The following is a 13,617-nucleotide window of genomic DNA, read 5'->3' as shown; positions in this document are numbered from 1 at the left end:
TCGTGCGACTACTGCTTGATGATTACTATCGTACCACCGCCCGCGCCCGCGGGCAGCGTAAAATCACTACCGGCGAAAACTGGCCCGCCGCCACTGAACGCCGGGTTGCTTGTGAAGCTCGCGGTTCCAGACCGGATCGATGCCAGGTAGCGAGTGTCGAGTGCGCTTGCCACCGATGGCGGAAGCTTCCTTTGCTGCTCGGCAGTAAGTAATCGCTTCACCGAAGGCGCAAAGCTCGTCAGCAGATCGACCGTTGCCTTCCGCGCATCGATGTACCGGTCATACGCGACATCCGCATTGTAAGCATTTCCCAGCTCGCCGAAAGTTTTTGCGATTGGCGACCAGATCGCGTCCGTGCGGATTACGTAGAGCCGGTTGATGGCGGCGATGCTATCCGCCTGCACTCCCGTGAGCCGCAGCGAATCCTGCTGGCGCAGTATTGCGGCCATCGGATTTGCGATTCCACCGCTGCCGTAAATCGCCTTCAGCAGCGCTTCCGAAACACGCGTCCCGGGCCGTGTCCGGCCGCGATCGAGCTGCTGTGACAGTAGCTGCCGTTCACGAGTCGGGCCGATATCGAAGCGAAGCAAAGCAGTGAGACTCACCGGAACCCTCAATCCACCCAACGCCTGGTTCGTTGTGCCGAAGCGCTGATTGACCTCGTAGCGGTAGCTGGCGGAAGCCGGATCGAAACCTCTGACGTACAGCAATGCCTGATCGGGAAATGCCGGCTGCCCCCAACCGCGCAGACTCTTCGGTCCGTTCACCAGCCTATCCGCTGCGCCGAGTGGATTCGACAGCTGGAAGGAGAGCGTGGCTCGCCTGGGCATGCGCACCTTGACCGGATTGAACGAAACTGACATCGATGCCGATGAGCTCCAGGGACCCTGGCATGCATTCCGCGCGGCGAGCCGCGCAAGCTGTCTGGACAGACAGCTCCGGGCAGCGTCCGAACCCGTTTCCAGCAACGATTGCATCGCCGACGCAACAGCGGGATCGGCAGTATTCGCAGGGTCAAATACAAACGCACGGTCGTTTGAGTATCCATCTCCATTCACGTCGCCAGCAATCATCGGTGTGAACGGATTGCCAGACCGGAAATTCCCGAACCAGTTCACACGCACGAAGTCGAAAAAGTTGTAGCCGACGTTGTATACCAGCTGATGCCGCGAGTCAAATGGAGAGCGAGCCCACTCCACCGCGAGAGGGTTGCCTGCTGTGCTGTTGAAACCCCGCGTCTGCTCGCGCACGCTCGAGTACACGTACGACGCGCTCCAGCTGAAAGAAGAGCTGAAGCTCACTGGCGACAATCCAAGCCGAAGCTGAGCACTGCGTGAACGGAGGTCCGATCTCAGCTGCGTAACGCGGGAGAAAGCTGACGACACCCGCGCATCGCGGGAGGCAATCGCACCGGATGCAGCCACGATGCTTCCGGGATTTACAAAAACCGGACGATCGTTCTCACTTGCGAGTGCGAAGCGCTGGACGGGAGTAAAGTTGAGGTCGACAAAGCTCTGTTGACTGGTATTCACCGACCACGTCGCTTCGATCTGGGTCGAAAACCGGTTGCCGACGCTCGGTCCGCTCCACTGGAGATTCGACCTGACGCTGCGCGGGGCGGAAAAATCCGCGGCGAACAGCGAGACGTTTGGTGCGCTGTTGGAAAATATGGATCCCATGGTACCGTCGGCGCACAGATCGGGAACTCGCGAATTGTCAGATGCGTATGCGTTCCAGTCAGGAAACGGAGTCGCCCCTCCGACGCACGTCAGTTGTTGAACTCCCCCCGGCAGGCCGGTGTTGTCGATTGACGATCCGATGAGATTGGTGGACGGCGTGTTTTGAAAGATGCCGATACCACCCCGCAGAACGGCCCTCGGCACTCGCGCCGCTCCGACGAAGCTGGAAACCTGTGCGGCGTAGCCATACGTCCACGAGAACCCGATACGCGGGCTGACATACAGCCCATCGGGCACTTCGTCGTTAACGGTGCCAAAAAGCGACTGCAGCTGATCGTTCCGGACCGGATCGACGAGATAGCGATTGGCATCCACGCGGAGGCCGTACTGAATCTGGAGATTTCGGGTACGACGGTATGAGTCTCCGACAGAAATGCCGACGGTGATCTGACTCAGGTCACGATCGCGGGCACTCAATTGCCGGGTGAATGACGACGGTCTCGACGCATCCAGATCGGCGAGCGAGTTGAAAGCGAATGTGCCGAGCAGATTATTTGCCTGCTCCTGCGAGGCCGCATCATGTCTCAGCTCAGTGGCCAGTTTCACCCGGTGCTTGTTGTTCGTGCTGAACCATGAAAGCTGGTTCAACAGGTTTATCGTGGTGGTGCCTGATGCATTGTTCAGCGACGGACTGCCGCCGAACAGCAGATTCTGCAGGCTGCTGGCACCGTCGGGAAAACTCGAGTTCACCCTGACGAACCCGGACGGCAACTGCAGATACGGCGACGCGGCAGACCTTGATGTGCTGGCACCCACCGATGTTTCGCTCAGGACGGTGTTCCTGACGTAAGTGTTATGCCTGCCCTGAACACTTCCGCGCCAGCCGGTACGTTCTCCGCTGCGCGCCGGAAGCTCTGTTACCAATCCACCAGCGGGGCTCTGCCGGCTCCAGTTTCCGTTGAAAGCCAGACTGAACGCCTGACCGGAGCTCGATGACGGCGGTGCGAAGTCGAAGTTCCCGAACAGCGATCCCTGGTCACCGATGCGGCTGTCAGCCACCGGTCCTACCGAAAGCGGCACGCCCGCTCGCTGAAGAATCGAGAGAAACCGCGCAACCGAATCGGATGACACTCCGGCAGTCTCGAGCGCCGAAGCCTCGGTGTTGAGCAAGGTCTGCAGGTCACTGGCCCGGCGGCCCAGCTGATAAGAAACATTGTAGAAGGCCTTGTCAAAGCTGAGCGGTCCAGATGCTCTGCCTCCAATCGACAGATTCGAATACTCCTGGCCGAGAGACCGCGCCGTGCGATCGCTCCACTGGAGCTGAGGTGCATCGACGTTGGCGCTCATACCACGGGTCACGAAGTTGGAGCCGGAGCGGGTGCGAAGCGCCATCTGCGCCCCGCTGAATCCGCCGCGCGATACGTCATACGGAGACGTTATCAGCGAGCTTCCGACCAGAGCGTCGCGGGGCATGCTCGATCCGCCGAACTGCATTCCGTCGAGAGTCGTATTGTTTTGATCGGCTCCCAGTCCGAGCACCGAATAACCGTCGGCCCCCCCGTCGGCGCCGGGAACCGATTGCACTCCCGGCAATGAAGCGGCCATGGCAGCGAGATCGCCGAGCAGATCGACCGGTACCGCGGGGTCGGTGAGCTGCTGCCCGGTTCCACTCACGTCAGGTGAAATTTCTCCGCGTTGCACCCGTTCACGCTGCGCAGTTACCTGGACGGGATCGAGAATCGCCCCGATGCGCGTGAGTCTGGCGTCGGCCACCAGAATGTCTTCGTCAGCCGCGCGCTTCACCTGAAACCGCCTCGCGGCGAACCCGAGCGATGCAAACGTGACCATGTAATCGCCGTCACCGCCGGGAAATGTCACGGTGAACCGGCCGTTTCGATCGGTTCTCGCAGTTCGGGTGACATTTCCGGAGACAGACGTTGCGGTAACGACAACATTCTCGAGCGCGACGCTGTCGGTATCGATCACGCGGCCGCGGATGACGTCGGCTTGCTGGGCTGACGATGGCCGGGCGAAGATACTGCCGGCAATCAGCATTAAAGCGGCGACCAGCAAACGATGGGACATTGTCACTCGGGAAGGCGTCGAGCGTTCGACACGTGCATCTACCGGAGAGTTTACACGACTTTCAGCGGCTGCGCGCGGCCATTACCTCGGCCCTCTCCCGGAATGAGATGATCCGGCCGCACTGCGTGCATACATAATCGCCGGTTCGTTTACCGAGGTCATAGCGCTTCGCAAAAGCCGGGTGCTCACACGGCTTGCCATTCCAGGCCTGCCTGAGTTCGTCGGCGCGCTTCGACTGCATTATGGGTCTCTCCAGGCCGTGTCCCGAACAGCGGCCTCAACGGGATTAAACTGAGAAAATCCGGGGATTCTGCTCCCCGGACCAACTCACTGAGTCTGCCATCAACTTCCAGCTTCAGATTCTACTTCGACTCGCGATAAAATTCCTTCAGGCTCCGCTTCAGGTTCTCAACCTTCGGTGCATCATGTATCACGATATACATGCTACCCGGATTTGCCGCGGCGTAGTCCTGATGGTACTCCTCGGCGACGTTGAACTTCTCGAGCGCGGTAAGCTGCGTGACAATCGGTCGCTTGAAGAATTTGCCCTTCGAAAGCTGGTCGACATACGCGGTGGCTATCCGCTTCTGCGCATCGCCCCGATAGAAGACTGCCGAACGGTATTGGGTGCCGACGTCGGGGCCCTGGCGAGTGAGCTGAGTCGGGTCGTGCGCCACGGAAAAGAAAATCCGGAGCAGCTGCCCGTAAGTCACCTGCGAGGGATCGAATACAACGCTGACAGCTTCAGCGTGACCGCTTCTGCCAGTCCCGATGTCCGAGTAGGTGGGATTCAACGTCTTCCCACCCGTATAGCCGGATACGGCCGACTTGACTCCCTTGACATGCTCGAATACCGCTTCGATGCCCCAGAAACAACCTCCTGCAAACACTGCGGTTTCCTGCCCGCGAGTGTTCGCGAGCGGCGCGTCGACAGTTGCAGGAGGAAGCGGGACAGCCCGCTCGACGATAGTTGCGGTGGCTGTCTTCCCGAGCAGGACGACGACAGCGGGAATTGCGAGCAGCCCGATGACGTACCGGCCTAATGTTGGACGACGCATTGATTTTCTCTCGGTTCGGGGGGTGCGCATCCAGGAATGCTGATGCTCGTAATGGAACCCCTCTGTGGCTCCGTTAGTTCCGGTTATGGCCGCAAATTATGGCACATTGGCACAGGCGAGGGGCCCTGCGGATGCAGGGGTGATCGCTCATCGCTACGGCAGGTGGCGGGATTTTCTGTTGACGGCCGACAGGGCAACTGTTTCCGCGATGCGTTTCGCTCGTGTCTCGGCTGATTTCGCGGCGTTGATCCAGTAAAGATATCCTTTTCGCGACGATGGCGAGAATGCGGCAAAGTTTGCCTCAGCGACCGGAACCTCCGCCAGCGCGGCGGCAAGGGCTTCGGGAATCACCATCGCCTCGACAGAATCCAGTGTCTCCCACGATCCGTTCTGTTTTGCGATTTCTATTGATGCGAACCCGGCTGGTCGCATCTGCTTCTGATCGATTAGCCGCGCAACCCTTTCCTTGTTGGGGCCCGACCATACGCTTCTCGGTTTTCGTGGTGCGAAATACTGCATGTACCGGCCGGCGTCGATACCGCGAACGGTGCTATCGATCCATCCGAAACAGAGCGCCTCTTCGACGGCGTCACCATACGAAAGCTTCTGCTGGCCAGTGCTGGCCTTGTCGTAGATCAGCCAGACTCCGGAACAATCCTTGTGGTTGTTTGCAAGCCACCGGCGCCACGTAGTCCGCGTGCGCGGGTAGACCTCTACGAGCGCTGGCTTGCCAGCGGATACGGCGTGCATGGATCATCACCTGTTGTCGGTTGTGAATCTGGAGTCATGGCCCTTCAACGCAGATGAGTCGCGTATGCATCTGTTGAGGCGAGGGTAGTACCCCCTCGCCGCCAGCGTTAGCTTTTTGCGCCTATGACGATGCGGGATAAGCTCGCGCTTCTCGAGAGACGGCGCGCTGAGTCGGAAAAGGGCGGCGGCGAGAAACGGGTGTCGGCGCAGCACGCAAAGGGCAAGCTCTCGGCTCGCGAGCGCCTGGACCTGCTGCTCGATGAAGGCAGCTTTGTCGAGCTCGACCGTTTTGTGGTGCACCGTTCGCACGACTTCGGCCTCGAAGATGAAAAGTATTTTGGCGACGGCGTCATCACCGGTCATGGACGGATCGACGGTCGGCTGGTGTATGTATTCTCGCAGGACTTCACGGTCTTCGGCGGGTCGCTTTCCGAGTCATTCGCCGAAAAAATCTGCAAGATCATGGATCTGGCGGTGCGAAACGGTGCTCCCGTGATCGGCCTGAATGACTCGGGTGGCGCACGGATACAGGAAGGTGTGGTCTCGCTGGGGGGCTACGCGGAGATTTTTCTGCGCAACACCCTTGCCTCAGGGGTCGTTCCTCAGATCTCGGCGATTCTCGGACCGTGCGCCGGAGGTGCAGTCTATTCTCCGGCGATCACGGACTTCACGTTCATGGTCCGTGGCAGCTCCTACATGTTCGTCACCGGGCCAAACGTCGTGAAGACGGTGACGCACGAAGACGTAACAATGGAAAAGCTGGGAGGCGCCAGCACACATTCGGAAATCTCGGGAGTTGCCCACGTCGCCTACGACTCGGAACCCGCCTGCCTTCAGGCAATCCGTGATCTCTTTCGCTTCATTCCCTCGAACAATGTCGACGATCCACCGCGCGGGACGAGCGCGGATCCACGCAATCGGCGCGACGAGGAGCTTCTCGAGATTGTGCCCGACAATCCGAACAAGCCGTACGATATGCACGACGTCATCAGCCGAATCGTTGACGATGGCGAGTTTTTCGAGATACAGCCCGATTATGCCAACAACATTATCTGTGGCTTTTCGCACATTGGTGGATTCAGTGCCGGCATCGTCGCCAACCAGCCGGCAGTCCTTGCGGGTGTTCTGGACATCAACGCTTCACTCAAGGCAGCGCGGTTTATCCGCTTCTGTGATGCGTTCAATGTCCCCGTCGTGACTTTTGAAGACGTGCCTGGCTTTCTACCGGGCGTTGCGCAGGAGCACGGCGGAATCATCAAGCATGGCGCGAAGCTTCTCTACGCGTATTGCGAGGCCACCGTTCCGAAGCTGACGGTGATCACCCGGAAAGCGTATGGAGGTGCATACGATGTGATGAGTTCCAAGCACATCCGCGGCGATTTCAATGTTGCCTGGCCGACCGCCGAGATTGCGGTTATGGGTCCAAAGGGTGCGGTCGAGGTTCTGTTCCGAAAAGAAATTGCTGAGAGCGTCGATCCGGCGAAGGCCACGGACGAGAAAATAGAGGATTATCGCGCGAAATTCGCTCATCCCTACATTGCGGCAGGCCGCGGGTATCTCGACGACATCATCGATCCGCGCGACACCCGTCCCCGTCTCATCGAAGCGTTGGACACGTTGCGCGGCAAGCGTGACAGGAACCCGCCGAAGAAGCACGGCAACATTCCGCTGTGATAACCGCCGGCCCGCATTTGTCTGCTGCTTGCCGCCTCTTCTTCATAGCCGATGTTCAATAAGGTACTGATCGCAAATCGTGGCGAGATTGCGCTCCGTATCATCCGCGCCTGTCGGGAGATGGGCGTCAAAAGTGTCGCGGTGTTCAGTGACGCCGATGCTGCGTCTCCCCATGTCCGGGAAGCGGACGAAGCGGTGAACGTCGGGCCCGCGCCATCCACCGAGAGCTATCTGCGTGGAGATCGGATCGTGGAAGTGGCTCTGGATCGCGGCGCTGAGGCGATTCATCCCGGATACGGCTTTCTGTCGGAACGTGAATGGTTTGCGCGAAGCGTTCGTGCCGCTGGGCTCTCATTTGTAGGGCCGCCCGCTGAAGCCATCGCCGCGATGGGAAGCAAGACCGCCGCACGGACGCTGGCGGTTGCCAGCGGCGTGCCTGTTGTGCCCGGAACGACTGAAGCGCTGCGGGATGCCGATGCAGCCTGCAGGATTGCTTCGCAGTTCGGTTACCCTGTGCTACTCAAGGCGGCGGCTGGGGGAGGGGGCAAAGGCATGCGCGTCGTGACTGAAGAGTCGGGAATGGAAGCGGCTCTCGAATCCGCGCGGCGAGAGGCGAAGAATGCGTTCGGCGATGACGCCGTTTACGTCGAGAAATACATCGACGGGCCCCGGCACGTCGAGATCCAGGTGCTGGCCGATATGCACGGCAACGTACTCTCTTTGGGCGAGCGGGAGTGCTCGGTACAGCGGCGACATCAGAAAATGCTCGAAGAAGCGCCGAGCGTGGCAGTGTCGGGGGATCTGCGACGCGAAATGGGCGAAACGGCGGTGCGCATGGCGCGGGCGGCTGGGTATGTGAACGCCGGCACCTGCGAATTTTTACTCGACCGGGACGGCAAATTCTACTTCCTCGAGATGAATACCCGCCTGCAGGTGGAACACCCCGTTACCGAGCTCGTCACCGGCATCGACCTGGTACAGTGGCAATTGCGCATAGCGGCCGGAGAGATACTGCCGTTCGCGCAGGCTGATCTGACTCCGCGCGGCTGGGCCATCGAGTGCCGCATTACCAGCGAGGACACCGCCAACGGGTTCCTGCCATCGACGGGCCGGATCGATTATCTGCATGTTCCGGGAGGTCCGGGTGTTCGGTGGGACAGCGGCATCGAGACTGGTAGCGTCGTCGGGCTCAACTACGATCCGATGCTGGCCAAGCTCATAGTCTGGGCCGAGACGCGCGAGCTCGCCATCGGAAGAATGCACCGCGCACTCCTCGAGCTCACCATCGACGGTGTCGAGACATCGAGGGATTTTCATCTCAGGCTGATGGAAGATGAGGAATTCCGGCGTGGCGACATCGACATCCAGTGGCTGGAGAGACGACTGCCGCAGATGACGGGAGCCCTCCCACCCGCGCGATCGGTACGCTCCGCTGCGATCGCCGCCGCTCTGTTCGCCGAGCGTGACAGAGGCGGCGGCCCGCTACCGAACGGCGGGGCGATGCCCGATCCGTCGGCTGCGCGCGCTGACGGTCATCTCGCGAATAATGATGGATGGATGCGCGCCGGACGCCTGGAGGGGCTTCGCTGATGGCGCAGATGGTCTCGCTGGAGATCGACTCCATCGCAGCGGGCGGTGATGGAGTAGGCCGTAACAATGGACTGGTGGTCTTTGTGCCGCGCACTGCGCCCGGCGAGCTGGTGACGGCGCGCATCAGCGGGAAGGGAAGTTTTGCAAGGGGCGCGCTGCGAACTATCGCCCGCGAGTCAGAGCAACGCATCGACCCTCCATGTCCTCACTATACGCGCGACAGGTGCGGCGGCTGTCAGATTCAGCATCTCAATTACGCGGCGCAGCTTCGCGCAAAGCAGCGGATAATTCGCGATGCAATCCTGCGAATTGGCAAGCGGGAGATTGCGCTTCCGGAAATCAGACCGAGCCCTGCCGAATGGCGCTATCGCATCAAGCTGACGCTCGCCCTGGAACACCAGCCGGACGGAGCCTGGCGCGCGGGCCTTCATCATTATGATGATCCCTCGCGAATCTTCGCTCTTGCCGACTGCCCGATCACCGACCGGCGAGTGGTTACAACGTGGCAGGCAATTCTGGACCGATCCAGTTTCTTCCCAAATGCGCAGTCTCTTCGCGGCAGTGTCACAATGACGAAAGACGGGCCGATCTTCGTAATGACCGGCGCGACGCGATGGCCGGGTGCCAGCGGGCTGTTCGATACGGTGCCGGCGCTGGCGGCGATGTGGTGGGAAAATGACGACGGCATTCGCCGACTGGTGGGCGACAGACGGCCGGCCAGAACGCTTCAGCCGCCAGCAGCATCATTTTCGCAGGTGAATCCGGCCGTTGCAGCCGACCTCAGGGCACATGTCCTTGCCATCGTCGCCGCTCATTCGCCGCAGACAATTGTCGATGCATACTCGGGTGCCGGAGATACCGCCGTTGCGTTTGCCAGGACTGGTGCGAGGGTAACGGCTATCGAGCTCGACAATGAGGCTGCGCGATGGTGTGCGTTACGTCTGCCGGAAGGTTCGCGCTCGTTGCGGGCGCGAGTCGAAGACGCGCTCCCTGCTGCGCTTCCCGCCGACGCGGTGGTTCTGAATCCGCCTCGGGCTGGCGCAGATGCAAAAGTTACCGAGACGCTCGAATCGGCAATCGACAAACCGTCAGTGGTCGTTTACGTCAGTTGCAATCCTGCCACGCTCGCTCGTGATATCTCGCGAATGCAGTCCTACCGCATTGCGTCGATTCTCGCATTCGACATGTTCCCTCAGACGGCGCACGTTGAGACTGTCTGCGAGCTGATTCCAGTGCGTCAGTGATTTATTCTCCGGCAGTTCGTCGCAGCCGAATCTCCGCGGCTGAATGAAATACATCGTCGAGCTTAACGGCGAACGTCATGAGGTGCATCTCGACGGAGGCTTCGCGCGCATCGGTGAGGAAGCGGCAGCGGCGCACGTGGCCGATATCGGCAATACTCCGGTAAGCCAGGTTACTATCGGCAGCGTGGTGCACCGGGTAATTGCCAGACGCGGGCGAGGCCGCGGAGCATATACAATCTGGGTCGACGGCTACAGGTTCGAGGCAGAAGCATTGGACGAACGCACCCGGGCGATTCGGGATATCAGCGCTGCTGCTGCGAAACCCAGCGGGCCCGCTCCGGTCATCGCTCCGATGCCGGGTTTGATCGTTCGGGTGAACGTTGCGCCGGGCGACAGCGTAACTGCGGGTCAGGGTCTGGTCGTGATGGAGGCAATGAAGATGGAGAATGAATTGCGCTCCCCTTCTACCGGTATCGTCCGCAACGTCCACGCGGTTGTTGGCGAAGCTGTCGAAAAAGGGACGATTCTGGTCGTGATCACGGACTCTGCCGCCACACACACTTCTGAGTAGTGTTCGGTACAGCTTGTGCACCATCCACTGTCGGATATCGAACGCTGCCCGCCAGAGATCCTGGCCGGCGCGTTATTTTTGCCGGGACGAAACATGGGCAGGTCAGCAGTCGTTTACTCGAGCCTCCGCGACGCAGCCGCCGGCCGCGAGATGGGAGACCAGATCCGCCGGGCACTTGGGAACGAATCACCGGACGCCGTTATCCTGTTCTCCGCGCCAGATAACCGCCTCCAGACGCTGGTCGACGCTCTGAATGCTGCATGCGACCCTGCCGAGATGGTCGGTTGTTCGTCGGCAGGAGGTTTCGCTGCCGGCATTGCGGGCCCGGGACTCAGCTGCGCAATTGCCTTTCGGTCCCCCGAGATGCGCTTCTCGAGTGCCGTGGGAATGGGAGTTGGCGATGACCCCGTGCATGCCGCGACCGAATTTCTTTCGGCGTTCAAGGGTGAGGACCTGCCGGAGTTTCGATATCGGAGTGCACTGGTGCTTACGGATGCGCTGGCCGGCTTCGCTGACCGGCTTGTTGACGAGCTGACCGTTCAGACGGGTGGCACCTATCAGTTCTTCGGCGGCGGCGCGGGTGATAACGCGAGATTCCTGCGCACCGAAGTATTCGCCGGGAATAACGTGCTGAGCAACGCGGCGGTAGGTCTCGAGATCCTTTCGCACAAACCGCTCGGCCTTGGCGTAGAGCATGGCTGGCTGCCGGCAACATTGCCAATGCGTGTTACCGAAGCCGCCGGGATGCGCGTAACGAGCCTCGACGGCGCGCCGGCGATCGAGGCTTACGAGTCACACGCCGCTGCCAGCGGTCAGACTTTCAACCGGGCGGATCCGCTCCCGTTCTTTCTTCACAACGTTCTCGGCATTCAGACGTCTCACGGCTTCAAACTCAGAGTTCCGCTCTCTATTGGCGAAGATGGCTCCCTGCTATTCGCCGCCGAGGTGCCAGAAGGACTTACGGCCAGCATCATGAGGGCTACTGTTGCATCGGCGGTGGAGGCCGCGGGGACCGCGACCAAATCCGCGCTCGCCCAGCTTGGCGAGAACAAACCTCAGGTAGCGTTGTTCTTCGACTGTGTGGCCACTCGGCTGCGGATGGGCGACGATTTCAATCTCGAGCTTGGTGCATTGCAGACTGAGCTCGGGAGTGCAGCATACGCAGGGTGCAACACGCACGGCCAGATCGCGCGGAGCGATGATCAGTTCAGCGGGTTCCACAATTGTACCGCAGTCGTCTGCGTTTTCCCCGAATAAACTCTGTCCGACACACGGCTCGTTGAGCTCCTGGGTCGCCTTGGCGAGCCGTCCGGCCGCCAGGAGCTCGCAACAGAAATCGGTCGCGAACTGGGTGCCGACTCGATGCTGGTTTTTGTGCGGGACAAGGACACTGGCAGTCTCCTGCCGGCGCCTGGATTTCCGAGGACGCTGGCCCGGGGCTCGGACTGGCGGGCTTTTCTCGCCAGATGCATGCAAGAGGGACGGTGCACTGGCTTGTTTCCGGCGCAGGAGGAGAGCATCTCGGTTCCTGCAACCGGGATTCGGATCTCAAGCGATGCAGCGATGGTCTTGATCGGAGGGTTGCCGGATGAGCGGCTGCTGGCGACGGCGCTCAGAATCCTTCCCCTGTTCAGCGCGCTTGTGATGGGCGAGCATCAGATCAGCGTGGCCGCCGCGCAGGCCGGAGCGGGGGCTGATGCAAGTGCAAAAGCGGAAGTGCTCACTCAGTGGCTCGGTGCGTCGCGTGACAAGCTTCGTACCGCTCTTCAGAGCAGCGGGCAGGCTCGAGTGGCGCTCGAGCTTCAGGACGAGGAGCTGCGTGCCGCTTCGGAGGAGTTGACCCGCTCGCAGGAAGCGATCGAGGTCGCCAATCAAAACCTGATAGAGACAAACGCTGCGCTCGAGTTGTCGTCAGCGGAGGCCCAGTTGGACCGGCAGCGGGCAGAGGATGCCAACCGGGCCAAATCAGAGTTCCTGGCCACTATGAGCCACGAGCTGCGAACGCCCCTCAATGCGATCGGTGGTTACGCGTCGCTTCTGGAAATGGGGATCGGTGGCGAGATGTCAGAACTGCAGATGGATTACCTCGCCCGCATCAAGCGGAGCCAGGAACATCTTTCGACGCTCATATCGGACGTCCTTAATTATGCCAAGGTAGAGGCCGGCAAGATCGAGCTCGATCTCGCTGACATCGACCTGGATGCCGAACTCGGCAGTATTGGCTCGCTTATCGAACCGCAGGCGGCCAGCCGCGGTGTCAGCTACAAATTCTCTCCCGCTGCAGCGGGTGTTCAGGTGCGAACTGACCGGGACAAAATGGTCCAGATAGTCCTGAATCTGCTGACGAACGCGGTGAAATTCACGCCTGCCGGCGGCAGAGTGGAACTGTGTTCGTCGAGCGACGGCGCGACGGCGCGGATCCAGGTAAGCGATACGGGCCAGGGCATACCTGCGGACAAGCTGTCATCGATCTTCGAGCCTTTCGTGCAGCTCGAGCGGCGGATGGATGCTGAGCAGCCGGGCGTCGGTCTCGGGTTGGCGATCAGCCGCGACCTTGCGGAGAGGATGGGCGGGGGCATCGTGGTGGAAAGCGCGCCGGGCAAGGGTGCGACTTTTACGCTCATGCTACCGATTGCGCAGGCTACGGAAGGCGGGGAGGACCTGAATCAATATGAAGCTTCCGGGCACCTGGATTAGAGGGCCACTGATGACTGAGCAATTAACTTTAATGTGGTCGCGTGGTGGTTAACTCTGGGATACCTATGCAGGCGGGTTCGACTCCCGCGAACAGACAAGGGCATCGGCGCTCGGACGGGGTTCGACTCCCCGGCGGCCAATTCGCTTTAAATGCAAACTGTACCACTACCCCGAGGCTGGGCAGTGGGTCAGGTATGGGCCAAGAGCCAGGCTCAGGACACGCCGTCCGCTGACGGCCGGCCCGCTGGCGGCCGTGCGGCTACGTGCGC

Annotated in this window: 10 protein-coding genes; 6 read left to right on the top strand and 4 right to left on the bottom strand. The window is 60.6% G+C overall.

Features of this window, described 5'->3' with window-relative positions; genetic code table 11:
* Window positions 1-8: 8 nt before the first annotated feature.
* The 4 genes from WKF55_03405 to WKF55_03390 form a co-directional block, all read right to left on the bottom strand.
* Complete coding sequence (locus tag WKF55_03405; GenBank protein MEJ7758623.1) at window positions 9-3,764, bottom strand: carboxypeptidase regulatory-like domain-containing protein; 3,756 nt, start codon at window positions 3,762-3,764, stop codon at window positions 9-11.
* A 61-nt stretch (window positions 3,765-3,825) separates the two neighbouring features.
* Window positions 3,826-4,005, bottom strand: coding sequence for a hypothetical protein (locus WKF55_03400; GenBank protein MEJ7758622.1), 180 nt, complete (start codon window positions 4,003-4,005; stop codon window positions 3,826-3,828).
* Window positions 4,006-4,126: 121 nt separating this feature from the next.
* Window positions 4,127-4,822 carry a peptide-methionine (S)-S-oxide reductase MsrA gene (msrA, locus tag WKF55_03395; protein MEJ7758621.1) on the bottom strand — a complete coding sequence of 232 codons (696 nt, stop codon included), beginning with the start codon at window positions 4,820-4,822 and terminating at the stop codon, window positions 4,127-4,129.
* A gap of 153 nt (window positions 4,823-4,975) precedes the next feature.
* Window positions 4,976-5,572, bottom strand: coding sequence for a YdeI/OmpD-associated family protein (locus WKF55_03390; protein ID MEJ7758620.1), 597 nt, complete (start codon window positions 5,570-5,572; stop codon window positions 4,976-4,978).
* 123 nt (window positions 5,573-5,695) lie between these two features.
* Between WKF55_03390 and WKF55_03385 the strand changes: the two genes are divergently transcribed.
* From WKF55_03385 to WKF55_03360, 6 genes are all read left to right on the top strand, one after another.
* Window positions 5,696-7,246, top strand: a complete 1,551-nt coding sequence (locus WKF55_03385) for an acyl-CoA carboxylase subunit beta (protein ID MEJ7758619.1) — start codon at window positions 5,696-5,698, stop codon at window positions 7,244-7,246.
* Window positions 7,247-7,297: 51 nt separating this feature from the next.
* Window positions 7,298-8,836, top strand: coding sequence for an acetyl-CoA carboxylase biotin carboxylase subunit (locus tag WKF55_03380; GenBank protein MEJ7758618.1), 1,539 nt, complete (start codon window positions 7,298-7,300; stop codon window positions 8,834-8,836).
* Complete coding sequence (locus tag WKF55_03375; protein MEJ7758617.1) at window positions 8,836-10,080, top strand: TRAM domain-containing protein; 1,245 nt, start codon at window positions 8,836-8,838, stop codon at window positions 10,078-10,080. The genes WKF55_03380 and WKF55_03375 overlap by 1 nt, the downstream gene beginning before the upstream one ends.
* A gap of 43 nt (window positions 10,081-10,123) precedes the next feature.
* Window positions 10,124-10,651: a biotin/lipoyl-containing protein gene (locus WKF55_03370; protein MEJ7758616.1), complete on the top strand. Its 528-nt coding sequence runs from the start codon at window positions 10,124-10,126 to the stop codon at window positions 10,649-10,651.
* 93 nt (window positions 10,652-10,744) lie between these two features.
* Complete coding sequence (locus WKF55_03365; GenBank protein MEJ7758615.1) at window positions 10,745-11,908, top strand: FIST N-terminal domain-containing protein; 1,164 nt, start codon at window positions 10,745-10,747, stop codon at window positions 11,906-11,908.
* Between the two features lie 105 nt (window positions 11,909-12,013).
* On the top strand, window positions 12,014-13,348 hold the full coding sequence (locus WKF55_03360) for an ATP-binding protein (GenBank protein MEJ7758614.1): 1,335 nt from the start codon (window positions 12,014-12,016) through the stop codon (window positions 13,346-13,348).
* Window positions 13,349-13,617 lie beyond the last annotated feature (269 nt).

The sequence above is a fragment of the Gemmatimonadaceae bacterium genome (assembly GCA_037721215.1).
GTDB lineage: Bacteria > Gemmatimonadota > Gemmatimonadetes > Gemmatimonadales > Gemmatimonadaceae > UBA4720.
Note: the sequence above shows the minus strand (reverse complement) of the source record. Positions and strands in the feature narration are given on the sequence as shown.

Coding starts and splice junctions, on each gene's coding strand:
- WKF55_03405 (MEJ7758623.1), bottom strand. CDS start 3,764: ATGTCCCATCGTTTGCTGGTCGCCGCTTTAATGCTGATTGCCGGCAGT.
- WKF55_03365 (MEJ7758615.1), top strand. CDS start 10,745: ATGGGCAGGTCAGCAGTCGTTTACTCGAGCCTCCGCGACGCAGCCGCC.
- WKF55_03370 (MEJ7758616.1), top strand. CDS start 10,124: ATGAAATACATCGTCGAGCTTAACGGCGAACGTCATGAGGTGCATCTC.
- WKF55_03375 (MEJ7758617.1), top strand. CDS start 8,836: ATGGCGCAGATGGTCTCGCTGGAGATCGACTCCATCGCAGCGGGCGGT.
- WKF55_03360 (MEJ7758614.1), top strand. CDS start 12,014: ATGCTGGTTTTTGTGCGGGACAAGGACACTGGCAGTCTCCTGCCGGCG.
- WKF55_03400 (MEJ7758622.1), bottom strand. CDS start 4,005: ATGCAGTCGAAGCGCGCCGACGAACTCAGGCAGGCCTGGAATGGCAAG.
- WKF55_03380 (MEJ7758618.1), top strand. CDS start 7,298: ATGTTCAATAAGGTACTGATCGCAAATCGTGGCGAGATTGCGCTCCGT.
- WKF55_03385 (MEJ7758619.1), top strand. CDS start 5,696: ATGACGATGCGGGATAAGCTCGCGCTTCTCGAGAGACGGCGCGCTGAG.
- WKF55_03390 (MEJ7758620.1), bottom strand. CDS start 5,572: ATGCACGCCGTATCCGCTGGCAAGCCAGCGCTCGTAGAGGTCTACCCG.
- msrA (MEJ7758621.1), bottom strand. CDS start 4,822: ATGCGTCGTCCAACATTAGGCCGGTACGTCATCGGGCTGCTCGCAATT.